This is a genomic window from Halalkalicoccus sp. NIPERK01 (assembly GCF_030287405.1).
Lineage (GTDB): Archaea > Halobacteriota > Halobacteria > Halobacteriales > Halalkalicoccaceae > Halalkalicoccus.
On record NZ_JASVVV010000008.1, the window covers coordinates 92,839 to 116,296 of the forward strand.

A 23,458-nucleotide genomic window follows, 5' to 3' on the forward strand; every position below is an offset into this window, starting at 1 on the left:
CTGTGGCTACAGGACGCCCATCTCGCCGAGCCGTTCGGGGAGGTAGGTGTCGGTGACGAAATCGAGTCCGCGCGAGGCGAGCGCCTGCTGTTCGGCCTTCTCTCCGATCTCCAACTGCAGTTCGATCTGCTCGCGCCAGTAGTCCGTCTGGAACCGGGGATCCTCGAGTTCGTTCTCGAGGGCGTTGACGTCCGAGTCGCTCAGTGGGTCGGTCGGGAGGTCGTACTCGACGATGTCCTCGGGCTGGATGCCGACGAACTGCGCCTCGGGGGTCGCGAGGTACTCCGAGAGGTGGGCCGATTTGATCGAGCCGTACGCCACGGAGCCGTAGATCCGGTAGGACCACGGGTCGCCGTCGGTGAAAACGGTCACGGGGAGGTCAAGTTCGTCGTGCAGGCGCTTCGTGATCCGGCGGGTCGCGCGCGCGGGCTGACCCTTGAGGTGAACGACGATCACGTTGTAGTCCTCGTCGAAGCCGTTCTCGACGAGCCGGTCTCGCATCCCACCGGTCTCGACACAGAGGACGAAGTCGGCGTCGTTGTCGAGGAACTCGATCGTGTCGGGGTTGTTCGGGATCTGGTAGCCCCCCTCGCCGACGTCCTCCTGGCAGTGGATCACCCGCTCTCCCCGTCGGGTCTGCTCGCGGAGTTCGAGCGGGCCCATAAGGGTCGCTCCCGACTCCTCGGGGCGCATGTGGAAGTCCTCGCGGGTCACCGAGGAGACGATCTCGAGGTCCTCGATCAGCTGGTTGGACTCGTCCTGGTCGTTGAACTGTGCCTCCTCGTTGTCCCAGCTTTCGGAGAGGTAGTAGAGTTCACGCAGCGTCGAGGAGCGGTCCTCTCCCAACTGCTCTGCGAGGAAGTCGATCGTGTAGATCGCCTTCAGCAGCTTGCGCGCCCCCCGGACGGAGTTCGCCGAACGGGTGCTCGTCCGGTCGCCGTAGACCCACACCCGCGAGTCCTCGTCGTACTCGATGTTGCTCTTCGTTCGCGTCGGGAGCGTCATCTCGGGGATGTCGCCCTCGGCGAACTGGTCGTAGAACTCGGCGGCGAGTTCGATCAGCTGTTCGCGTGCGTCGTGTGGTGTGTCCGTGCTCATCCTTCCTCCTCGACCGTGAGCTTCGCCGTCTCGACCCCGCTCACGTCGAGGTCGAACGTCGCCTCACCGTCCACGCTGTACTCCAGTGTTGCCGTCTCGCCCGCCGATATCGTCGGCGACCACTTGACGAACCACTCGCCGTCCATCTCTATCACCGTTCCCTCGGAGAGGTCGCTCGGCTCCGCGGAGACGATGTCGGTGACGTCGAGGTCCTCCGAGGCCCCCGAGTGGTTCTCGACGACCAGCTTCACCGAGCCGTTCTCTGCGACGCGCGAGACCTGCACGTTGTTCATGATGCGCGCGAGCGCCGCGTCGATGTTCGGCGGTTCTCTCCCCGTTACCTCGGCGACCTTCGTCGCCATCTCCGGCAGGATCGTCGCCAGGACGTCCTGTTTCTTCCGGCGCTTGGCGATCGAGCGCTGTTTCGAGAGGTAGGACTTGAGGTCGCGGGCCGCCTCCCGAATCGCGAGTTCGATCTCGTCCTCGATGGCGGGGACGTTCGCGATGGCGTCCTTCGACTCGCTGGTGAAGGGGACGTTCGTCGAGGCGACGTGGACCATCACGACGGCGGGGCCGTTGGGCAGGCCGCTGTCGCCGGGCTGATCTAATCCATAATTTCGCCACCCGATCCGTTTGACCACGTCGGTCGTCGCACACGCCCCGCGCTGGTAGACGAGGGGAACGCGGTTCGCGAATCGCATCACGTCGATGCTTCCCTCGGCGGGGATCTCGCCGCCGTAGGCGATGCCCGCCTCGACGATGAACGGATCGCCGCCGTGGACCTCGGCGTCGCGCGTTGCAGCCGCGTAAAAATCGGCGTCGAACTCCTTTCTCAACCCTGCCTCGACCAGTTCGGCGGTGATCGGCGCGAGACAGTCCGTCGGTGGGGCGATGATGTCCGTCTCGCGCATCGCCGCGACGAGGTCGCGGGCGGCGTTCCGGTCGCTCGCGACCTCCCTCGCGAGCGGAACGTCGTCCGGAACCGTCCGCATGGCCGACCAGAACTCCGAGACGATGTTCTCGCGGGCGGTCGCGCCGACCGCGACCTCGTCGCGCTCCTGGGTCATGTCCGCCGCGCGGTCGACGTAGCCCTCGAGAGCCGAGCGGGTCAGCCGGTGTCGGCCGTCGTCGAACTTCGCGGCGATCCGTCGGGAGAGGGCCTCGATCGTCGCCTCGTCCTTGCGGGTGCTCGTCGCGCTATCGACCAAGCGATAGCACTCCCCGTCCCGACTCTCGGTGATCGCGCCCCACCCCGCCTCGACGGCTTTTTGCCGGGCGGTCTCGCCGAACGTGCCGTGGTCGACGCCGATCTCCTCGGCGACCGCGGCGACGATCCCCTCGAGTTCGTGGTGGGCGAGGCGGTCGCACTCGGTCACGCGCTCTGCGATACCGCTCGTGAACGCCGCGGTCGCCTCCGGTGATTTGTTCGCGGTCACCTCGCTGACGGCGCTTTCTATCGCGTCCCCCGCGGGTGGCTGCCACGCCATCTCACGACCGAAGTGTTGATCCCGGAAGTTATCGAGTACCTTCTGGGCGGTCTTCTTGCCGACGCGGGTGAACTCCTCCTGGAGGAAGCCCGAAAGCGAGTGTGAATCGGTCGCGCCGAGCATCTTGATGACCGTCCCCAGCTCTACCCCGTGTGGATGGGGGCGGATCTCCTCGGTTTCCGCGGGCAGTTGATCGGTCGCGCGCTCGGCCTTGAACGAGTCCGTCGGCTCGTGGAGTTCGATCCGGGCGTGGGGGTTGACGACGGCGGTGTGTTTGATGTAGTCGTGGAGCTGGGCGCGCGCGCGCATGTTCGCCTCCATCTCGAGTTCGATGCGCGTCCCGTGGGGCCGATCCCACGACGTGGTCTCCTCGACGCCGATCTCCGGTTCGTTGGTGTCGGTGTCGATGATCAGCTCGAAGTACTGGGCCTCCGCCGAGCCCTGCGTCCGGGAGGTAATCTTCGCGGGTTTGCCGGAGGTGAGCTGGCTGTAGAGCACCGCCGCAGAGATGCCGATCCCCTGCTGACCGCGGGACTGTTCGCGGGCGTGAAAGCGAGAGCCATACAGGAGTTTTCCGAACACTTTGGGGATCTGCTCCTTGGTGATCCCGGGGCCGTTGTCCTCGACGACGAGGCGATAGTAGTTACCGACCTCCTCGATCTCGACGTAGATGTCGGGGAGGATGCCCGCCTCCTCGGTGGCGTCCAGCGCGTTGTCGACGGCCTCCTTGACAGCGGTGACCAACCCCCGGGCCCCGCTGTCGAACCCGAGCATGTGCTTGTTCTTCTCGAAGAACTCGGCGATGGAGATCTCCCGCTGGTTTTTGGCCAGCTCGTCGGCGATCCCCGGCTCGTCGCCGAGCGTCGACTGAAGCGACGTCATTCGTACCCGTCTCTATCGGCGGCGTACGTAAAACCCGTGTGGTAGCTTGGTGAAAGTGGAAGTGAGCGGCTCAGACCGCCAGCACCGTGTCGACGAACAGCATGATCGCAAACCCCAGGATGAACAGCAGGGTCGCCTCGTCGGCGTAGCCGTGACCGTGGCTCTGGGGGATCATCTCTCGGAAGATCACGGCCATCATCGTCCCCGCGGCGAATCCCGCCGCGACGGGGAACAGCTGGGTGAACACCGCGACGAGCGCGAAGCCCGCGACGGCGGCGATCGGTTCGGGAACGCCCCCCGAGAGCGTCGTGTAGAGGACCGTCTTCGCGTCCGAGAGCCGCGTCCGGCTGGCGGGGACGGCCATCGCGAACCCGTCGGGGACGTTCTGGATGGCGATCGCGAGCGCGAGCGTGAGCCCGACGCCGTCGAGGCCGCTGCCGAAGGCGATGCCGATCGCCAGCCCCTCGGGGACGTTGTGGAGGGTGATCGAGCCACCGATCAGCAGGGCCCTGCGGGCCGTGTTGGCGTCCTCCGGTGCGATCTCGGCGTCTGCGCCGGTTTTCCGACCGTTGATCAGGAGGTGGAAGTGCGGGATCGCCCGGTTGGCGACGAGCAGGAACAGCCCGCCCAGCAGGATGCCGACGAGCACCTCGGCGAGCGAGCCGATCTCCATGCCGGGGACGATCAGCGCGAAGACCGCCGCACCGAACATGATCCCCGCGGCCAGTCCGAGCGCGGCGTCGTAGACGCGGTGGGAGATGCTCATCGCGACGAGGATCGGCAACGCCCCCAGACCGGTCGCACAGCCGGCGAGAAGCGAGACGAGAAGAACCATCGATACCGCTTCCATACCCCACCGAGGACGCGGGGCGGGTAAAAGCCCCGTGGTCGGGCACAAAACATATGTGATCCGACTGGGGAGGCGCCGTATGAACTCGATGCGCCGACAGTCGAACCGAGGGCGAGCCAGTGTCACCGCCTCACGCGCGGGCGCGCGTACGGGAAGTTTAATCACCCCGGAGGGCCAAGCCCTACTCAGATTTTATGTCCGAGCAGAGTGAGTACGGAGCCGGCCAAATCCAGGTGTTAGAGGGGCTCGAAGCCGTTCGCACCCGACCGGCGATGTACATCGGGTCTACCGACTCTAGAGGGCTGCACCACCTCGTCTACGAGGTCGTCGACAACGCGATCGACGAGGCGCTCGCGGGGTACTGTGACACCATCGGGGTGACGATCCACGAGGACGACTCGGTGAGCGTCAGCGACGACGGCCGAGGCATCCCCGTCGACACCCACGCCGAGTACGACCGGCCCGCCCTCGAGGTGATCATGACCGTGCTTCACGCCGGCGGGAAGTTCGACTCGAAGTCGTATCAGGTCTCCGGGGGGCTCCACGGCGTCGGCGTCTCTGTCGTCAACGCCCTCTCGAAGCGCCTCGAGGTCGAGGTCCGACGGGACGGCGCGGTCTGGCACCACCGCTTCGACCACGGCGCCCCGGAGGGCGACATCGAGCGGGTCCGCGACCTCGAAGAGGGTGAAGAGACGGGTACTATGGTCAGGTTCTGGCCCGACGACGCGGTCTTCGAGGACTGCGAGTTCGACGCCTCGACGCTCGAGACCCGCATCCGGGAACTGGCCTTCCTCAACCCCGGCGTCGCCATCACGCTGACGGACGAGCGCGACGGGGGCGAGTCGACCTTCCAGTACGACGGCGGGATCCGCGAGTTCGTCGAGTACCTCAACGAGACGCGTACCCCGCTCCACGACGACGTGCTCTATCTCGCCGACGAGGAACGGGACATCCAGGTCGAGGTGGCGATGCAGGCCACCGACGAACTCCAGGGGTCGATCCACGCCTTCGCGAACAACATCAACACGCGCGAGGGAGGATCGCACCTGACGGGGTTCAAGACCGCGCTGACACGCGTGGTCAACGACTACGCGAACGGGCAGGGACTGCTCGACGACATCGACGGGAACCTCCGCGGCGAGGACGTCCGCGAGGGCCTTACTGCCGTTATCTCGATCAAACACCCCGACCCGCAGTTCGAGGGCCAGACGAAGACCAAACTCGGCAACAGCGAAGTCAGAGGAATCGTCGAGAGCGCGATGCACGAGGGGCTCTCGACGTACTTCGAGGAACACCCCGACACCGCGCGGGCGCTCATTCGCAAGGCCGTCGAGGCCGCCAAGGCCCGCAAGGCCGCGAAGCAGGCCGAGGAGCTGACGCGCAGGAAGAGCGCGCTCGAATCGACGGCGCTCCCGGGAAAGCTCGCGGACTGTCAGACCCGCGATCCGACCGAGGCCGAACTGTTCGTCGTCGAGGGCGACTCGGCGGGCGGGAGCGCAAAACAGGGCCGCGCCCGCGAGTTCCAGGCGATACTTCCCCTCTCCGGAAAGATCCTCAACGTCGAGAAACACCGCCTCGATCGGGTGCTCGAGAACGACGAGATCCGCGACCTCATCACCGCGGTCGGCGCGGGCGTCGGCGAGGAGTTCGACATCGGCGAGGCGCGCTACCAGAAGGTCGTCATCATGACCGACGCCGACGTCGACGGGGCGCACATCCGCACGCTGCTGTTGACGCTGTTCTACCGACACATGCGCCCGCTGATCGAGGCCGGCTACGTCTACGCCGCCCAGCCGCCGCTGTATCGGCTGCGCTACGGCGGGGAGACCCGCGAGGCGATGACCGAGGCCGAACGCGAGGAGATCATCGCCGAGCACGGCTCGCCCGACCGAGTCCAGCGCTTCAAGGGACTGGGCGAGATGAACCCCGACCAGCTCTGGGAGACGACGATGAACCCCGAGAACCGGGTGCTCAAACGCGTCACCATCGAGGACGCCGCCGCAGCGGACAGAATGTTCTCGGTGCTGATGGGCGACGCCGTCGAGCCGCGAAAGCGGTTCATCCAGGAGCACGCGAAGGAGGCCGAATGGGTCGACATCTGAAAACGAAAGCCCTCGAAACGGACTGGCGTCCGTTCCTCGCCCTTTGCATGTCCGCCAGGCCGCATGGCGAGCGATTCCGATCGGAATCGCTCGCCGGAGGCCCAGCCACGCACCTCCCCGTTCGATTTGCGGCCCGTGGCCGCAAATCGAGGCCACCGCACCGCGAACAGCCACCGCAGCCGCACCACGAACGACACCCACCGCGACCACCACACCCTGAGATCCCCACACCATGAGTTCCGACGTACCCAACCCGAACATCGACGCCGCACGCATCGACACCGTCCGAATCGAGGACGAGATGGAGCAGTCGTACATCGACTACGCGATGAGCGTCATCGCAGGCCGGGCGCTGCCCGACGTCCGCGACGGCCTCAAACCCGTCCACCGGCGCATCCTGTATGCGATGCACGAAATGGGCGTGACGAGTCGCTCCAGCCACCGCAAGTCCTCCTCGGTCGTCGGCGAGACGATGGGGGACTACCACCCCCACGGCGACAGCGCGATCTACGACACGCTCGTCCGGATGGCCCAGGGCTTCTCGATGCGCTATCCACTGGTCGACGGTCAGGGCAACTTCGGCTCCGTCGACGGCGACCCCGCGGCGGCCATGCGCTACACCGAGGCCCGGATGAGCCCGATCGCAGAGGAACTGCTCGCGGACATCGGGAAGGACACCGTCGAGTTCCAGTCGAACTACGACGACCGCCTCGAGGAACCGGAGGTCCTGCCCTCGGCGATCCCCAACCTACTGGTCAACGGCTCGTCGGGCATCGCCGTCGGGATGAGCACCAACGTCCCGCCGCACAATCTGAGAGAGGTGATCGACGCGACGATCCACCTGATCGAGAACCCGGAGTGTTCGATCCCGGACCTGATGGAACACGTCAAGGGGCCGGACTTCCCGACGGGTGCGAACATCGTGGGTCGGGAGCCGATCCATTCCGCCTATACAACGGGCCGCGGGCGGATCCGCGTGCGCGCGGAGTTCGAGCGCGAGCAGGCGGGCAAGCGAGAGCGGATCGTCATCACGGAGCTACCCTTCCAGCAGAACAAGTCGCGGCTGGTCGAACGCATCGCCGAGAACGTCAACGAGGGAAAGATCGAGGGTATCTCGGACCTGCGCGACGAGTCCGACAGAGATGGGATTCGAATCGCGATCGACCTCAAGCGCGGCGCGAACGCCGACGTCGTCGAGAACCAGCTCTTAGAGCACCACCTCGAACGGACCTTCGGCGTCATCAACCTCGCGCTGGTCGACGGCCAGCCCCGGGTGCTCGACCTGAAGGAGACCCTCGAGCACTACGTCGCACACAGAAAGGAGGTCGTCCGTCGGCGCAGCGAGTACGATCTGGGCGAGGCCGAAGAGCGCGCGCACATCCTCGAGGGACGGCTGAGGGCGCTCGACGACGTCGACAACGTGGTCGAGTTGATCCGCGATGCGGAGGACCGCGAGAGCGCGAAGGCCGACCTGAGAGAGGAGTTCGACTTCTCGGAGGCCCAGGCCGAACACATCGTCCGGATGCAACTGGGCAGCCTGACCTCGCTCGAACGCGATGAGATCGCCGAGGAGTACGACGCGCTGGTCGAGGAGATCGAGCGCCTCGAAACCATCCTCGCGAACGAATCGGAGCTCCTGGGCGTCATCAAGGCGGAACTCCGGGAGATCCGCGAGGAGTACGGCGACGATCGGCGAACCAGCATCGTCGAGGGCGGCGACACGGTGCTCCACGAGGACCTCATCCCCGAGGAGGACTCCCTGATCCTCGTCACCGAGGACGACTACGTCAAGCGGATGCCCGTCGCGGCGTTCGACCCGCAGGGCCGGGGCGGCAAGGGGATCATCGGCGCGAACCTCAAGGAGGGCGACCGCGTCTCGAAGGTGTTCCGCGCGAACACCCACGACTACCTGCTTTGCTTTACGAACCACGGCAAGGCCTACCAGCTTCGCGGCTTCGACATCCCCGAGATGAGCCGCACGGCCCGCGGGAAGTCGGCGGTGAACATCCTCGACCTCGAGGCCGACGAGGAGTTGACGGCGGTCGTGAACACCGACGACTTCGACGACGAGGAGTTCCTGACGATGGTCACCGAACGCGGCTACGTCAAGCGGACCGAGGCCGGCGCATTCGAGCGGGTCCGGTCGACGGGCCTGATCGCCGCCTCGCTCGAAGAGGGCGATCGGCTGGTCGACGTCACCGTCACCGACGGCTCGACCGACCTCGTGATCGCCACGCGCGAGGGGATGGCAATCCGCTTTCCCGAGAGCGAGGCCCGCGCGATGGGACGCACCGCCAGAGGAGTGAACGGGATCAAGCTACAGGAGGGTGATTCGGTCGTCGGTCTCGTCACGGCGGAGGAGGGCCGTGACCTGCTGACGATCACCGAGAACGGCTACGGCAAGCGCACCCCCTTTTCCGAGTACCGCACCCAGTCGCGCTACGGAAAGGGGCTGATCGACATCAAGACGGGCGAGCGAAACGGGCCGGTCGCCGCCGTCGAGTCCGTGAGCGAGGCCGACGACCTCGTGGTGATGAGCGACGACGCCCAGATCATGCGGATCCACGCCGCCGACGTCTCGACGGTGGGACGAAACACCATGGGCGTGATCGTAATGCGACTCGCCGGGGACGACCGCGTCGCCAGCGTCGACGTGATCCGCGACGCCGCGTAGAACCGGACGGAACTTAGCGAGGAACATCGAGAGGTACGCCCGGATCGAGACCCGCCCGGCGGGCGCGACGAACGGATCGTCAGATCATGTCCTCTTTTTCGAGGCCGACCATGACGTCGTTGACGAGCGAATCGACGTCCTCGTAGGGGAACTCCTGGTGGCCCGACAGGCGGGTGGCCATCTCCATGGCGGTGAAACTCGTGCCGTCGGACTCGAACTTCGTCGCGGGCCCGTTCGGGAGCGCGGGGACGAGGTCCATCTGGTTCTTGACGGGGTAGTCCGCGTCGGCGAAGGCGTCACGGAGCTGCGACCGGAGGTCGTCTTTGTCTGCCATAGCGGGTACCTGCTCGCCCAGACGGTAAAAACGTTCTGAAACAACTATAACTGCATTGGGAATTTCGTCCGGCAAACTGAACCTTTTTGACCGCGCCGGGCCACCTGCGCGGTATGCGGGACGTCCTAACCGAGTGGCGGCCGGTCGTCGACGACGCGATCGAGGAACTCCTCCCCCGCGACATCGACGAGGCCTATCTGGAGGAGTGGTTCGGACCGGCGAGCCACCGGTACGATTCGGGGGCGATCCAGCGCGCGCTGTCGGATCCGATCTGGGACCTCCTCGACCGGGGCGGGAAGCGCTGGCGGGCGGTCGTCTGTCTGCTGCTGCTCGATGGGTTCGGGGCCGACCCCCACGAGTACCTCCCCTACGCCTGTATCCCCGAGATCCTGCACAACGGGACGATCATCGTCGACGACGTGGAGGACGAAGCCCGGATCCGCCGGGGGAAGCCCGCTCTGCACCACGAGTTCGGACAGGACATCGCGCTCAACGCCGGCAACGCGATGTACTTCCTCCCCCTGAAGGTGGTCGGCAAGAACCCCGCGGACCTCGATCCGGGGACCCAACTCGCGATCTACGACATGCTCATGGACGAACTCAACCGCACGCATCTGGGCCAGGGGATGGACATCTACTGGCACCGGAACCGCGAGGCGACGGTCGCCGAGGCGGAGTACCTCGAGATGTGTGCGTGCAAGACGGGCTGTCTGGGGCGGATCGTCGCCCGCCTCGCCGCCCTCATCACCGACCAGTCCTCGGCGGTCGAACGCGAGATCGCCAAGTACGCCGAGGACATGTCCATCGCGTTCCAGATCGGCGACGACATCCTCGACGTCGAGAGCACGGTCGAGGGTAACGCCGAGTTCGGCAAGGCCTTCGGCAACGACATCCGCGAGGGCAAACGCACCCTGATGGCGATTCACGCCCTCTCGGAGGCCGACGCCGAGGACGCAGACCGGCTGTCGACGATCCTCCACGAGCCGGAGAACACGCGCGAGGAGATCCTCGAGGCCATCGAGGTCCTCCAGTCGACCGGGAGCGTCGAGTACGCCCGCGAGCGGGCGTTGGAGTTCGCCGAGAGCGCCCGCGAGCACCTCCGGGAGGTCCCCCTCGACGAGGTGCGCGCCGAGCAACTCGCCTCCTTCACCGAGTTCGTCATCGACCGGGACGTCTAGCCCTCGGCCCCGCCGGATCGCCTACCTCCGTAGCGAGGGTTATCCCCGAGGCTGGCCTAGACGGTCGAATGGCGACGGTGCGGACCGGCGACATCGAAACGTACTACGAACAGCGAGGCTCCGGCCCGGCGATTGTCTTCGTCCACGGCGCGATCCTCGATCACGGCCAGTGGACCCCACAGATGGAGCCACTGAGCGACGACTACACCACGATCGCCTACGACGTGCGGGGCCACGGACGGACCGGCGGGTCGGCCAGGGAACGCTACTCGATCGAACTGTTCGCCGAGGACCTCGCCGCGCTCGTCACCGCGCTCGACCTCGACCGGCCCGTGCTCTGTGGGCACTCGATGGGCGGGTGTATCGCACAGGCCTACGCGGCCAGGTATCCCGATAGGCTGGCCGGCCTCGTGCTCGCCGATACGTTCGCGCCGGAACCCCTCACCCGTGGCGAGTGGGTACAGCGGTCGCTCCTGTTGCGCGCGACCGTTCCGCCGGTGCGACTCCTCGGGTACGAACGCGTCGAGCGGGCGCTGGTGTGGCTCCACGAACGGCTTTCGAGGGGCGCGAGCGGCGATTACGGCGAGATCGAACGGCTCCGGTCGGGGGGGCCGCGGATGGCGACCGACGAGTTCGCGAAGGTGATCCGGGCGGTCGCGCGGTTCCACGAGACGGACCTCGACCTCGCTGCGATCACGACGCCGACCCTGGTTATCTACGGCGAGAACGAACCGGCGTTCGTTCGCCGGCACGTCCCGACCCTGGAAACGACGCTCCCGGACGCCACCGTTCGGGAGGTCCCCGGCGCGGGCCACGCCTCGAACCTCGACGACCCAGACTCCTTCACCCGGTCGATCCGGGAGTTCCTCGCGCGAATCGGGTTCGCCGATCCCGCACACGGGACCGAGTGAGTCCCGCCGTGATTTATACGCGCCGCGCCGTGGAACCGGTATGGCAGTCGACCCCGACTTCGAGTACGACCTGCTGAAGCGCCTGACCGAAACACGCGGAGTTCCCGGCTACGAGGACCGGGTGCGCGAGATCGTCCGCGAGGAACTCTCGGGGGAGGTCGACGAACTGCGCACCGACGCGATGGGCAACGTGATCGGCACCCTCGAGGGCGATTCGGACTATTCGGTGGTCGTCGCGGCCCACATGGACGAGATCGGGTTCATGGTCACGCACGTCGACGACCGGGGCTTTCTCGCGGTCGATCCGTTAGGCGGGTTCGATCCCCGCGTGCTGAAGGCCCAGCGAGTGACGGTTCACACGCAGTCGGGCGATCTGCCCGGGGTGATCGGCTCGCCGCCGCCCCACACCCTCGACGAGGAGGAACGAGAGCAGACCCCGAAGACCGAGGACGTGCGCATCGACCTCGGACTCGGTTCGGAGACGGTCGATAAGCGCGTCTCCCCCGGTGATCTCGTGACGCTGGATCAAGATACGGAAACCGTCGGCGACCATATCACGGGAAAGGCGATCGACAACCGGGTCAGCGTCTTCGCGCTGATCGAGGCCGCCCGGCGGATCGCGGACCCCGCGGTGACCGTCCACTTCGCCGCGACCGTCCAGGAGGAGGTCGGTCTCCGGGGAGCCCACGCGCTCGGGGTGGATCTGGACCCGGATCTGGCGATCGCGCTGGACACCACCGTCGCGAACGACGTGCCGGGCTTCGAGGAGCGCGAGTACGTCACCCGCTGTGGCGAGGGGACCGCGATCAAACTGAAGGATTCGAGCGTGATCACCAGCCCGAAGGTCCACAGACGGCTCGCAGAAGTGGCCGAAAACGAGGGGATCAGCCACCAGTTCGAGGTCCTGCCCGCCGGGGGCACCGACACCGCGGGATTCCAGACGTCGGCCGGAGCCAAGCCCGTCGGCGCGATCTCGATCCCCACCCGGTACCTCCATACGGTCACCGAGAGCGCCCACGTCGAGGACGTCGCGGCGACGATCGACCTCCTGAGCGCCTTCCTCGACGCCGAGACGGGCGAGCGCGACTACCGGCTCTGACGGACGGCGGAAACCAACATATTCAGTACGGCGCGTTCCCAACCCCCGCGTATGACCGAGGACCGAGACCGGGACCGGGACCTCTCGCGGCGACTGTTCATGCGCGAGACGGTGATCGGCGGGACGGCGGCGGCCGTCGCGGCGAGTGGCACGGCGGGCGCACAGGAAGAGGGCGGGGACAGCGGTGGCGGTGAGGGTGGAGGCGGCGGCGAAGGCGGCGAGGGCGGTGGCGGAAGCGGAGAAGGCGGTGGCGGCGGCGAGGGCGGCGAAGGTGGCGAGGGTGGTGGAGAAGGTGAAGGGGGCGGTGGCGGCAACCAGGTACCCGCCTGGTCGAGTTTCGTTCAGGACGCCAACGGCTTCGACGGCACCGACGACCAGCGTGGCTCGGGCGAGGTCACGATCCAGGTCGGCGCGGGCGACGGCCTCGCGTTCGACCCGGCGGGCGTCTGGGTCGACGCCGGTACCACGGTGATCTGGGAGTGGACCGGCGAGGGCGGCGGTCACAACGTCAGTTCGACCGGCGACCTGGAGTTCGAGAGCGAGATCACCGAGGAAGCCGGCTTCACCTTCGAGCACACGTTCGAGGAGGGGGGTATCCACGAGTACGAGTGTGTACCCCACACCGGCCAAGGCATGCACGGCGGCGTCGCGGTCGGCGAGGAGATCGAGACCACCGAGGCCCAGAGCGAGAGCGGCGGCGGCGGGGAGTCGAGCGGCGTCCAGTTGCCCGACTCGGCGAAGTCGGTCGGCGTCGCGCTCACCGTCGCGCTGGGTTCGACGCTCGGGCTCACCTACGTGTTCATGAAGTACGGCGGCGACTACGAGGGCGACCGCGTCGAATAGCCCACAAGCGAACCCCTTAAGCCGCCGGTTCGGCCAGTAACGGTGTGTACCGACGACCGGTCGCGGGTCGTGATACCCGATGAGGATCAACGTCGACTGGCGCGTGAGCGCCCGCCTCACCGGGGTCGTCCTCAGGTGGCTCACCGTCCCCCTCGGCTTCCCGCTCCTGGTCGCGGTCTACTACGGCGAGGCGCTCTCCCCGTTTCTCGTGGCGATGGCGGTCTCGCTGCTCGCGGGCGAGGCGCTCGTTCAGACGGGCAGAGAGGGGCGCCTCGGCCCGCGCGAGGCGTTCCTCATGGTCGCGGTGACGTGGTTCGTCGTCCCGCTCGCGGGGGCGATCCCGTTCGTCGTCGCGGGGACGGGATCGATCGCCCACCCGGTCGACGCGCTGTTCGAGTCGATGAGCGGCGTCACGACCACCGGCGCGACGGTCCTGCTGGACTTCGAGATCCACGCCCGCTCGATCATGATGTGGCGACAGGTCAGCCAGTGGCTCGGGGGGCTCGGCATCCTCGTCCTCGCGACGGCGATCCTCTCGCAGATCGGCGTCGGTGGCGCACAGCTCATGGAGTCCGAAACCCAGACACGGGACGTCAACAAACTCGCCCCGCGGATCGCCCAGACCGCACGCCTGCTCGGCGAACTCTACGTCGGGCTGACGTTCCTGCTGGTGGCGATCCTCTACGCGCTCTCGCTGGTCGGTCTCGCCCCGAACATGGGGCTGTACAACGCGGTCGCCCACCCGCTGACGACCGTCTCGACGGCTGGCTTCTCGCCGGAGGCCGACAGTGTCATGGCCTTCTCGCCGGCCGTCCAGTGGGTCATCACCCTGTTCATGATCGTCGGGGCGACGAACTTCCTGCTCATCTACTTCGCCCTGCAGGGCGACTGGCGAAGGCTCGTCGATAGCGAGGAGTTCCGCTTCTACGTCGCGTTGCTCGCGCTGTTGGGGGCGATCACGACCGTCCTGCTCGTCCTCGACGAGACCTACGCGGGCGGCATCGAGGAGACGGTGCGCCACGCCGTGTTCAACACCGTCTCGATGATGACGACGACGGGCTACGCGAACGTCGACTTCGACGGCTGGGAGGCGGGCGCGAAACACGTCCTGTTCGTCTGTATGTTCATCGGCGGGATGGCCGGGTCGACCACCTGCTCGATCAAGACGCTGCGCTGGCTGGTCGTCCTCAAGGGGTTTCGCCGCGACCTGTTCACCTCGATCCACCCCGAGGCGATCCGCCCCGTCCGACTGAGCGGCGAGGTGATCGACGAGGAGGCGATCCGGGACATCTACGCGTTCACCCTCGTGAACCTCCTGCTCTTCTCGGCGGCGACGACCTTCATCGTCGTCGACGGCGCCCGCGCGGGCCTCGCGCTGAGCGAGTTCGACGCGATGGGCGCGGCCGCGGCGACGTTCCTCAACATCGGCCCCGCCTTCGGCATCGCCGGCCCCTTCGGCACCTACGAGGGGTTCCCGACGACGACCAAACTGGTGATGATCGTCCTGATGTGGATCGGCCGCATCGAAGTGATCCCGGTGCTCGTCCTGCTCACGAAGGCCTTCTGGACCTCATAGCACCGCGGCCACGGCGTCGACCACGTCGGTGCGCGCGAAGACGATGACGTGATCGCCGACCTCGATCCGCGTCTCCCCCCGCGGGATGATACACTCCCCGTCGCGGGTGACCGCGCCGACGACGACCGCCTCCGGGAGGTCGGCCATCGACTCCTTCAGGGGGCGACCCGCCAGCACGCTCTCGCGGTTGATCTCGACCTCGATGACCTCCGCCCGGTCGTTGTGGATGAGCGAGATGTTCTCGGCGCGGCCCTCGTGGGTGAATCGGGTGATCTCCTCGGCGGTGATCTCCCGCGGGTTGATCGCCGCGTCGACGCCGACGGACTCGAAGATGTCGACGTAATCGCCGTGTTCGACGACCGCCACCGCACGGGCGGCCCCGAGCTGTTTCGCCAGCAGCGAGATGAGCAGGTTCGCCTCGTCGTGGAGCAGCGCGCTCACGACGACGTCGGCCTCGTCGATGTGTTCCCGCGAGAGGAACTCCATGTCCGTCGCGTCGCTCTCCATCACCACGGTGTTGGGAAGGCGCTCGGCGAGGTCGCGCGCCCGGTCGTGGTCCTCCTCGATGAGTCGGGGCGAGAGCCCCTGTTGTTCGAGCAGTCGGGCGACCTGGAACCCGATCTCGCTGCCGCCGATGACGACGATCTCCTCGGTCGATCCCGGCGTCTGCTCGGGCGAGAGTTCGGCCCCGAAGCGCTGGACGCTCTCGGGGCTGCCGATCACGACGACGTAGTCGCCGGCCTCGAGGACCGTCTCCCCGCGGGCGATCTGGACGGTCTCGCCCCGGAGCAGGCCGACGAACGTCAGCGAGTCGAACCGATCGGCCTCCGCGACGGTCTGTCCCGCGATCGAACTGTTCTCGGGGATCTCGAACTCGGCCATCTGGACGGTCCCGCCGGCGAAGGGGTCGGCGTCGCGCGCGGCGGGCAGGCCGACGATGGTGACGATCGCCTGCGCCGACAGCAGGTCCGAACAGACCATGAAGTCGACGCCGAAGCCCCGGTTCGATCGGTTCCACGTGTCGAGCAGGTCGGGCTTCTTCACCCGGGCGATGGTGAACACCTCGCCCGCGATCTTCGCGGCGTTGCAGGCGACGATGTTCGTCTCGTCGTTGTCGGTGCTCGCGATGAGCATGTCCGCCCGGTCGATCCCCGCCTCCTCGAGCGTCGGCATCGAGGTGCCGTCGCCCTGAATGGCCAACACGTCGATCGAGTAGGTCAACTCTTCGACGCGGTCGGCGTCGATGTCGACGACGACGACCTCGTGGGAGTCGGCGAGTCCGGCCGCGATCGAGGAGCCGACCTCGCCGGCACCGATGATGATTACGCGCACGGAACCACCGCTGGTGTCATTGCTCGCCGGTTTGCGACCGGGGCGTATGGGTATTTCCCTTCATACTGTCGGTCGTGGGAGTCTGGCCTGCAGTGGCACGCTTAGACGGGCACGGCCACGAGTCCCGCCTCTCGCGGCTCCAAGTGATTCACGGCGGTACGACCGACGGTATCAGACGGACTCGGGCGTCCGGTGGACCTCGAGGTCGACCTCGCGTGGCTCGCCTTCGAGGTCCGCGACGATCCGCTCGACGATGCGTTCTGCCTCCTCCTCGACCTTCGGCTTGACCTTCTCGATCACCCAGCCCAGCGAGACGAACGCCGGGAGGTCGATCGCACTCGAACTGGCCGAGTCGGGGTCGAACCCGATGTGGAGGTAGACCCGCGAGGCGGTCTCCTCGCCTTCGGGGGCCTCCTCGGGCACCTCCTCGACGCGCCAGTGGCCGCGGGCGTGGATGTCCTTGACCAGTCGCCAGTCGATCCGCGTGGGGGGATCGACCTCCGTGACCTCCGAACGCGCGGTGTACGAGAGCTTCCACCACTCGAGTCGGAGGTCGTACTCGGTGCCGGGCGAGCCGTCGCCGTGCTGGCGGACCTCCGTGAGGTACTTCGAGTAGTTCGCGTACCGGGGAAAGTCGATGAGGAACTCGTAGACCTCCTCGGGCGGCAGGTAGACGACCGTGCTCAGTTCGACTTCGTCCACGGGGTGGGTTGCGACGACCGCGCCCTAAGTGTTTGGATACGGGGTGGCTCGGCGACCGAATACGGGCGGCTGACGGAGTTATGCCCTCGGACGGCGTACGTTCTCGACATGAGTACGGGAGAACTCGAGCCGTTTCACGGGATTCAGGTGCCGGGCGTCTGTTTCGAGTCGGGCCACTGCGTCTGGCTGCTTCGCTTCACCGAGACGCCGACGGATCTACCTAGCTACACCGAGGTGTGGCTGATCACGCCCGACGGCGGGACGACGCTGTTCGTCGACCCCGAGGAGGCCGCCGCGACGGTCGAGGAGTACCACGCGTTCGACGAGGTGCGCGGGGCGGAGATCGACGTCGCGCTCCCCGATCAGGAGACGATTCGGGTTACGGTGGCCGGCGACACCGACCTCGAGTTCGACCTCACACACGAGCTAACGCCGCGGGCGCGCGCCCTGAGCGCGATGCTGAACGCGACGCCCGAGCGGGTCGCCCGGAGCCGGATCGGGGCCGCCGTCGGCACGGCGACGCTGAACACGCTGTTGCCCGCCAACGGGCTTCGCGTGGCCGGCACGACCGACACGGGGCGGCGCTACCGGAACGAACCGGTGCGGGTGACGCTCGGTACCGACGCCTCGGCGACCCTCGACGGGGAGGACCTCGGGGGGCTCGCCCCACCCACTCGGCCGATTGCGTTCGGCGACCTCCACGTTCCCGACCGGCCGGTCGTCACGTTCGGCGATCTCTTCCTCGAATATCCGGTGAAGTGACGCCTCCAGACCGGGGCGGTCTGGGCATCGGCGATAGACACCCTTACGGCCGGGTCCCTGCTCCCGTTCGACATGGAACCGGACACGGACGCGGATGCGGACGTACTGATCGTCGGCGGTGGGGTCGCCGGACTCACGGCGGGGACCTTCACCGCCCGCGCCGGACTGGAGACGCTGGTCGTCACGGCGGGCGAGTCGATCCTGCGGCGTAATGCCCACCTCGAGAACTACCCCGGGTTCCCCGCGGGCGTCGACTCGCGGCTGTTCGTCGACATGACGCGCGCGCAGGCGGAACGCGCGGGCTGTGGGTTCGTAGACGGGGAGGTCACGCAGGTCACGCACGCCAACGGGAACGAGGAGGGCTTCGAGGTCGCGACCGCCGGGGGCGACGTGCATCGAGCAGCGCGGGTGATCGCCGCCTCGTGGTCGGATTCGAGCTACCTCGAATCGCTCGACGTGGACCTCGATCGCCGGGGGAGCAAGCAGTACATCGGTATCGACGACGAGGGCCGCACCGCGGTCGAGGGTCTGTATGCCGCCGGGCGGATCGCCCGCCGGTACCACCAGGCGGTGATCGCGGCGGGCCACGGCGCGGAGGTCGCCCTGACGCTGATCCACGATTCCGACCTGCATTTCTACAACGACTGGGTCGTTCCGGAGGGGTATTTCACCGACCGGGGTCGGGAGGTCCCGCCGGGCTGTGAGGAGATCGACGCCGAGGAACGCGAGCGCCGGGCGGCCGAGAGCCGCGAGGCCATGCGCGAGTGGTTCGCGGAGCCACACGGGGACGAGCCGACGCCGCATCCGAGCCTCGTGGAAGAGTGATCGCGGTCCTCAGGGAAGCGTCTCGCAGGCCACGCCGTCGCCGTCAGCGTCGAGCCGGTGTGGATCGCTCGGATCGTCGTCGTAGACGGCCTGGGCCTGTGCCTGCGTCTCGAAGTCCGAACAGTCGAGGTCGCCGTCGGTCCCGGCGGGTGGACTCTCGTTCCCACTCCCGTCGTCCGCGGGCGGGTCGTCCGTCGAGCCCTCGAAGCCCCACAGGCCGACCCCTTCGCGCTGGGCGTCGGCCTCGGCGCCCTTGAAGGCGGGGCGCTCGGAGAACTGCGAGTCGTACATCCGGGCGAGGCCCTCGTCGATCAGCGCGCGGTTGAACGAGTCCCCGTCGTCGGTGTAGACGTAGACGAGCAGCCGACCGAACGATCCGCGCCGGTCGGCCTCGGGGTCGACCGCGATGCGGACCTCCTTCCCGTCGAGTTCATCGGTGGCGTACGCCGTCGCGCGGTCGCCCCACTCGGCGAGCCAGTCCGCTCCAGCAGTGGTGTCGGGAATCCCCTCGAAGTCGTCGGGATCGCTCTGACCGTATGTCTCGGGGGTGTCGACCCCGAGCAGCCTGATGGTGTCGACCTCGCCGTTCGGGAACGTGACCTCCATCGTGTCGCCGTCGATCACCCGATCGACCGTGACAATCCACTCCGTGCCGTCGGCCGGCCCGCGTGTGGACGCCGGCTCGTCGGTCCCGTCGCCATCGGAATCGTCCGAGTCGCTCGATGGACCGTCCCCATCGTCCTCCGATCCGGCGTCCGAGGACCCATCCGTCGAGTCGTCGGAGTCGGACCCGCTCGACGGGTCGCTCCCCGCGTCGTCCTCGGGCGCGTCCGACTCCGTCCCGTCAGAGTCGTTTCCATCGCTGGTGCTATCGCCGTCGTCCCCGTTGGAGTCGTCCGCCTCGTCGGACGTATCGGAGGCCGGTTCGTCCGAGTCGGCCGAACCGGAGTCGTCCGGCGGATCCGTGCCGTTCGAGTCGTCGCTCCCCTCGGGGTCGGACTCGTCGTCGCCGTCGTCAGCCCCGTCCTCGCCGCCTCCGCCGTCGGTCCCTTCGGGGTCGCCGTCCCCGCTTTCGACCGGTTCGCCGTCTCCGGGACCGGGGTCGTCGGTTCCGACACCGGCACAGCCGGCGAGCACGACGACGAGACAGAGGACGGCGATGCTACAGAGTCGACGCGAACGTCCGCTCATGCACGTTCCTCGTCGATCCGTTATGTGAGTGTTTGGACTGGTACGATCTAGCTAGGTTATTTGGGCGCTGGACCGCCGGCGATCCCGGAGCGACCGGCTACGTTTAACCCCTCGGGTCGAAAAGGGCGGATAGATGCTCTCGGGAGTGAACGTCGCGCTCGGAATCACGGGGTCGATCGCCGCGGTCAAGACGGTGGAGATCGCCCACGAACTGCGCCGGCGCGGTGCGAACGTCAGAGGGGTGATGAGCGAGAGCGCACGGGGGATCGTCCACCCCTGGAGCGTCGAGTTCGCCACCGACGAGGAGGTGGTCACGGAGATCACGGGGCGAGTCGAACACGTCGACCTCTGTGGCTGGGAGGGGTGGGCCGACGTGCTGTTGATCGCGCCGGCGACGGCGAACACGGTGGGGAAGATCGCGGGCGCGATCGACGACACGCCCGTCACGACCTGTGCGACGACCGCCCTCGGGGCGGACCTGCCGGTCGTGATCGCCCCCGCGATGCACGAACCGATGTACGACCACCCAGGGGTGCTCGATTCGATCGAGCGCGTCGAGGGGTGGGGCGTCGAGTTCGTTTCACCGCGCATCGAGGAGGGCAAGGCGAAGATCGCCGCCGCCGACGCCATCGCGCTCGCGACCGCGCGGGCGGCGACGCCCTCGGCGCTCGCGGGCGAGCACGTCGTCGTGACGGCCGGAGCGACCGCCGAATCGGTCGACCCCGTGCGCGTGTTGACCAACCGCTCGTCGGGCAAGACCGGGCGGGCGGTCGCGCGGGCCTGCTACGTCGCCGGCGCGGACGTGACGCTGATCCACGCGCTCGTCGGCCCCCACCCGGTGACCGCGGGCGAGGAGGCGGACCCGGCGACCTACGCCGAGTTCGTGAGCGTCGAGAGCAGCGCCGAACTCTCGGAGGCGGCACTCGCGGCCGCCGCGGACGCCGACGCGTACGTCTCGGTCGCGGCGATCAGCGACTACACCGTCGAACCCGAGGAGGAGAAGATCCGCTCGGGCGAGGACGTCTCGCTCGACCTGCTCCCGAGCCCGAAGGTGGTCGACGCCGTCCGGGAGGCCAATCCGGACCTCCCGATCGTCGGGTTCAAGACCGAGACGGGCGGCGACGACGATGCGATGGTCGAGGCCGCACGCGCGATCGCCGAGCGCGTCGGCATGAGCTTCGTCGTCGCCAACGACGCGAGCGTGATGGGCGCGGAGGAGACGCGCACCCTGTTCGTCGACGGCGAGGTCACCGAACGCGTCGGGACGAAGGCGGAGATCGGCGAGGCGGTCGCGGCCGAACTCGGCGACCGGATCGGCGGAACCGCCACGCGACACGAGGAATAACGAAATCGTTTTCCTTGGCCTACCGTTTGATTCGGGTAGCATGGACCCCAGCTATGAGTAGGGACAGTCCACCACAGGGAGGGGCCGTTCGTGGCGACTGAGCGGGTTCTCGTGCCGGTCGAGCGATCCCTGACGCTCAGGCGGACCGTCGGCTACGCCGTCGAATCGGCGCGCACGGCCGAGGGAAGCGTCGAACTCCACTTCGTCGTCGCGGTGACCGACGACGAGCGGACGCCGGGCGGCCGCGAGTCGATCGAGGCGGCCGAGTCGCTGCTGGATCGGGTCCGCGCCTGGACCGACGAGGACCTCGGGGAGGAGCGGGTGCCCGTCGAGACGGCCGTCGTCGGGACCGATCGGTACCTGTTCAGCCCGCGGGACTACGCCGACCGCCTCGCGGAGTACGTCCGGGAGCACGACGTCGACCGCGTGCTGATCGACCCGGAGTACCGCCCCGGGTCCAGCGCGCCGATGCTCCGCCCGCTCGAACACCGCCTCCGGGAACACGGCATCGCGTACGAGGAGGCCCCGGTCGAGCCGAGGACGCGCCGTGGACGGCTCGTCACGCCCGGCGGCGCGAGCCGGTTCGTCGCGCTGTTCGCCCTCTCCTTTGGCTTCTATCTCCTCATGGGCGATCCGACCTACTGGTTCGACCTCGTAACGGGGGCGACCACGGGACTGATCGTCGCGTTCACCCTCGATCACGTGGCGTTCTCGCGTCCGCCGTCGGTCCGCCGGACGCCCCGGCGCGCGCTCCGGTTCGCCGTCTACGTCCCGTACCTCCTGTTCGAGATCGTCAAGGCGAACGTGGCGGTCTCGCTCGTGATCCTGCGGCCGTCGATGCCGATCCAGCCGCGGCTGACCCGCGTTCGGTCGGCCGTCCGCGGCGGCCTCCCGCTGACGACGCTCGCCAACAGCATCACGCTCACGCCGGGGACGCTGACCGTCCGGGCGGACGACCGGGACCTCGTGGTCCACACCCTGATCACGGACGCCCGCGAGGACCTCTTCGACGGAGGGCTCGAACGCGCGGTTCGCTTCGTCTTCTACGGGCGTAGCGCCGCCGGGATCCCCAGCCCCGAGGAGCGCGGCGACACCGAGATCATCGGGGGGAACGACTCGTGAGCCTCGTCGAGGACGTCTTCATCTGGGGGGCCGTCGCGTTCGTCGTTCTCGCGATCGCGATGCTCTATCGCGCCGTCAAGGGCCCGACGATGCAGGACCGCGTGCTCGCGGTGAACGTCCTGGGGACGAACACCGTGGTGATCCTCGCGCTGCTCGCGGTCGGGCTCGACGAGCCGTGGTTCCTCGACATCGCGCTGGTGTACGCGCTGCTCAACTTCCTGATGTCGATCGCCATCTCGAAGTTCACCGTCGAGCGCGGGGGGATCATATGATCGAGACCCTGCGGGTGGGGCTGATCGTCGTCCTCGTCGCCGGCGGCGTCTTCTTCACGTTCGTCTCGGCGATGGGCGTGTTGCGCCTGCCGGACGTCTACGCGCGCGCCCACACCGCCTCCCAGACGGACACGCTGGGGGCCGGACTGGCGCTCGCGGCGGTCGCGCTCGGGTTGGGCTGGCAGTCGGCGACGGTCTTCACCGTCCTGCTGTTGATCTTCATCTTCATCACCAACCCGACGGCGGCCCACGCGATCGCACGGGCGGCCTACGAGTCGGGGATCGAACCCTGGACGGAGGAGGAGCGATGATCACGCCGATCGAGGCGACGCTGCTGGCGTTCGTCCTGGCGACGGCGCTGGCGACGGCGCTGTTCTGCGACGTGCTCTCGTCGATCATCGTCTTCGCCGCCTACAGCCTGGGGATGGCGCTCGTCTACACCTACCTCCTCGCGCCCGACGTGGCGCTCACCGAGGCGGCGATCGGCGCGGGCGTGACGACGATCCTCCTCCTGTTGACGATCGCCAAGACGGTGCGCCCGCCGACGGACGCGCTGTTCGAGTCGGTACACGTCCCCGGCGCCGTCGTTATGGGGGCGTTCGCGCTCGTCCTCGGGGCGGCGGTCCTGCCCGCGATGCCCGCGATCGGTGCGGAGAGCGCGCCGGTGTGGGCGAACCCCGAGGTCACCCAGTACTACCTCGAGAACACCTACGCCGAGACCGGCGTTCAGAACTCCGTCGCGGCGGTGCTGGCCGCCTACCGGGGGTTCGATACGTTCGGCGAGGCGGTCGTCGTCTTCGGGGCCGCCGTCGCCGTCCTGTTGGTCCTCGACCGGGAGGTGTTCGCGTGAGTTCACTCGCGGCGAAGCCGCTC

At 67.7% G+C, this 23,458-nt stretch carries 21 protein-coding genes; 14 read left to right on the forward strand and 7 right to left on the reverse strand.

Features of this window, described 5'->3' with window-relative positions:
- Window positions 1-6: 6 nt before the first annotated feature.
- The 3 genes from QRT08_RS17295 to QRT08_RS17305 all read right to left on the reverse strand — a co-directional run bounded on the left by QRT08_RS17295 (window position 7) and on the right by QRT08_RS17305 (window position 4,317).
- Complete coding sequence (locus QRT08_RS17295) at window positions 7-1,098, reverse strand: DNA topoisomerase IV subunit A (RefSeq protein WP_286047230.1); 1,092 nt, start codon at window positions 1,096-1,098, stop codon at window positions 7-9.
- Window positions 1,095-3,467: a DNA topoisomerase VI subunit B gene (locus QRT08_RS17300; RefSeq protein WP_286047231.1), complete on the reverse strand. Its 2,373-nt coding sequence runs from the start codon at window positions 3,465-3,467 to the stop codon at window positions 1,095-1,097. The genes QRT08_RS17295 and QRT08_RS17300 overlap by 4 nt, the downstream gene beginning before the upstream one ends.
- A 70-nt stretch (window positions 3,468-3,537) precedes the next feature.
- Window positions 3,538-4,317, reverse strand: a complete 780-nt coding sequence (locus QRT08_RS17305; RefSeq protein ID WP_286047232.1) for a ZIP family metal transporter — start codon at window positions 4,315-4,317, stop codon at window positions 3,538-3,540.
- A 194-nt stretch (window positions 4,318-4,511) separates the two neighbouring features.
- Between QRT08_RS17305 and gyrB the strand changes: the two genes are divergently transcribed.
- A complete protein-coding gene (gene gyrB, locus QRT08_RS17310) occupies window positions 4,512-6,419 on the forward strand; it encodes a DNA topoisomerase (ATP-hydrolyzing) subunit B (RefSeq protein WP_286047233.1) in 1,908 nt (635 codons plus the stop codon).
- A gap of 232 nt (window positions 6,420-6,651) precedes the next feature.
- On the forward strand, window positions 6,652-9,093 hold the full coding sequence (gene gyrA / locus QRT08_RS17315) for a DNA gyrase subunit A (RefSeq protein WP_286047234.1): 2,442 nt from the start codon (window positions 6,652-6,654) through the stop codon (window positions 9,091-9,093).
- 79 nt (window positions 9,094-9,172) lie between these two features.
- Here gyrA and QRT08_RS17320 read toward each other — a convergent pair whose 3' ends face one another.
- Window positions 9,173-9,427 (reverse strand): MTH865 family protein, encoded by a 255-nt coding sequence (locus QRT08_RS17320; protein ID WP_286047235.1) that lies wholly within the window; start codon window positions 9,425-9,427, stop codon window positions 9,173-9,175.
- 113 nt (window positions 9,428-9,540) lie between these two features.
- Here QRT08_RS17320 and QRT08_RS17325 point away from each other — a divergent pair, with 113 nt between their 5' ends.
- The 5 genes from QRT08_RS17325 (at window position 9,541) to QRT08_RS17345 (ending at window position 15,034) form a co-directional block, all read left to right on the forward strand.
- Complete coding sequence (locus QRT08_RS17325; protein WP_286047236.1) at window positions 9,541-10,605, forward strand: polyprenyl synthetase family protein; 1,065 nt, start codon at window positions 9,541-9,543, stop codon at window positions 10,603-10,605.
- Between the two features lie 68 nt (window positions 10,606-10,673).
- The gene (locus QRT08_RS17330) at window positions 10,674-11,516 is read left to right on the forward strand and encodes an alpha/beta fold hydrolase (RefSeq protein WP_286047237.1); all 843 of its coding nucleotides are present in this window, start codon (window positions 10,674-10,676) and stop codon (window positions 11,514-11,516) included.
- 40 nt (window positions 11,517-11,556) lie between these two features.
- A complete protein-coding gene (locus tag QRT08_RS17335) occupies window positions 11,557-12,615 on the forward strand; it encodes a M42 family metallopeptidase (protein WP_286047238.1) in 1,059 nt (352 codons plus the stop codon).
- Window positions 12,616-12,666: 51 nt separating this feature from the next.
- The gene (locus tag QRT08_RS17340) at window positions 12,667-13,458 is read left to right on the forward strand and encodes a halocyanin domain-containing protein (protein ID WP_286047239.1); all 792 of its coding nucleotides are present in this window, start codon (window positions 12,667-12,669) and stop codon (window positions 13,456-13,458) included.
- A gap of 79 nt (window positions 13,459-13,537) precedes the next feature.
- Window positions 13,538-15,034 (forward strand): TrkH family potassium uptake protein, encoded by a 1,497-nt coding sequence (locus tag QRT08_RS17345; protein WP_286047240.1) that lies wholly within the window; start codon window positions 13,538-13,540, stop codon window positions 15,032-15,034.
- Here the strand turns inward: QRT08_RS17345 and trkA are convergent.
- On the reverse strand, window positions 15,029-16,366 hold the full coding sequence (trkA, locus tag QRT08_RS17350) for a Trk system potassium transporter TrkA (RefSeq protein WP_286047241.1): 1,338 nt from the start codon (window positions 16,364-16,366) through the stop codon (window positions 15,029-15,031). The genes QRT08_RS17345 and trkA overlap by 6 nt on opposite strands.
- A gap of 171 nt (window positions 16,367-16,537) precedes the next feature.
- Window positions 16,538-17,068, reverse strand: a complete 531-nt coding sequence (locus tag QRT08_RS17355; RefSeq protein WP_286047242.1) for an SRPBCC family protein — start codon at window positions 17,066-17,068, stop codon at window positions 16,538-16,540.
- A 108-nt stretch (window positions 17,069-17,176) separates the two neighbouring features.
- Between QRT08_RS17355 and QRT08_RS17360 the strand changes: the two genes are divergently transcribed.
- Window positions 17,177-17,830 carry a hypothetical protein gene (locus QRT08_RS17360; protein WP_286047243.1) on the forward strand — a complete coding sequence of 218 codons (654 nt, stop codon included), beginning with the start codon at window positions 17,177-17,179 and terminating at the stop codon, window positions 17,828-17,830.
- A gap of 72 nt (window positions 17,831-17,902) precedes the next feature.
- Entirely contained in the window at window positions 17,903-18,655 is a 753-nt protein-coding gene (locus tag QRT08_RS17365; RefSeq protein WP_286047244.1) for an NAD(P)/FAD-dependent oxidoreductase, read from the forward strand.
- A 9-nt stretch (window positions 18,656-18,664) separates the two neighbouring features.
- On the opposite strand, the gene QRT08_RS17370 is transcribed toward QRT08_RS17365, so the two are convergent.
- Window positions 18,665-19,846: a thermonuclease family protein gene (locus QRT08_RS17370; RefSeq protein ID WP_286047245.1), complete on the reverse strand. Its 1,182-nt coding sequence runs from the start codon at window positions 19,844-19,846 to the stop codon at window positions 18,665-18,667.
- A gap of 133 nt (window positions 19,847-19,979) precedes the next feature.
- Between QRT08_RS17370 and coaBC the strand changes: the two genes are divergently transcribed.
- The 5 genes from coaBC to QRT08_RS17395 all read left to right on the forward strand — a co-directional run bounded on the left by coaBC (window position 19,980) and on the right by QRT08_RS17395 (window position 23,435).
- Window positions 19,980-21,191 (forward strand): bifunctional phosphopantothenoylcysteine decarboxylase/phosphopantothenate--cysteine ligase CoaBC, encoded by a 1,212-nt coding sequence (gene coaBC / locus QRT08_RS17375; protein WP_286047246.1) that lies wholly within the window; start codon window positions 19,980-19,982, stop codon window positions 21,189-21,191.
- A gap of 90 nt (window positions 21,192-21,281) precedes the next feature.
- Window positions 21,282-22,313: a monovalent cation/H+ antiporter subunit E gene (locus QRT08_RS17380; RefSeq protein ID WP_286047247.1), complete on the forward strand. Its 1,032-nt coding sequence runs from the start codon at window positions 21,282-21,284 to the stop codon at window positions 22,311-22,313.
- The gene (locus QRT08_RS17385; RefSeq protein WP_286047248.1) at window positions 22,310-22,585 is read left to right on the forward strand and encodes a cation:proton antiporter; all 276 of its coding nucleotides are present in this window, start codon (window positions 22,310-22,312) and stop codon (window positions 22,583-22,585) included. Before QRT08_RS17380 ends, QRT08_RS17385 begins: the two co-directional genes overlap by 4 nt.
- Window positions 22,582-22,896: a monovalent cation/H(+) antiporter subunit G gene (gene mnhG / locus QRT08_RS17390; protein WP_286047249.1), complete on the forward strand. Its 315-nt coding sequence runs from the start codon at window positions 22,582-22,584 to the stop codon at window positions 22,894-22,896. The genes QRT08_RS17385 and mnhG overlap by 4 nt, the downstream gene beginning before the upstream one ends.
- Complete coding sequence (locus tag QRT08_RS17395) at window positions 22,893-23,435, forward strand: DUF4040 domain-containing protein (protein ID WP_286047250.1); 543 nt, start codon at window positions 22,893-22,895, stop codon at window positions 23,433-23,435. Before mnhG ends, QRT08_RS17395 begins: the two co-directional genes overlap by 4 nt.
- Window positions 23,436-23,458 lie beyond the last annotated feature (23 nt).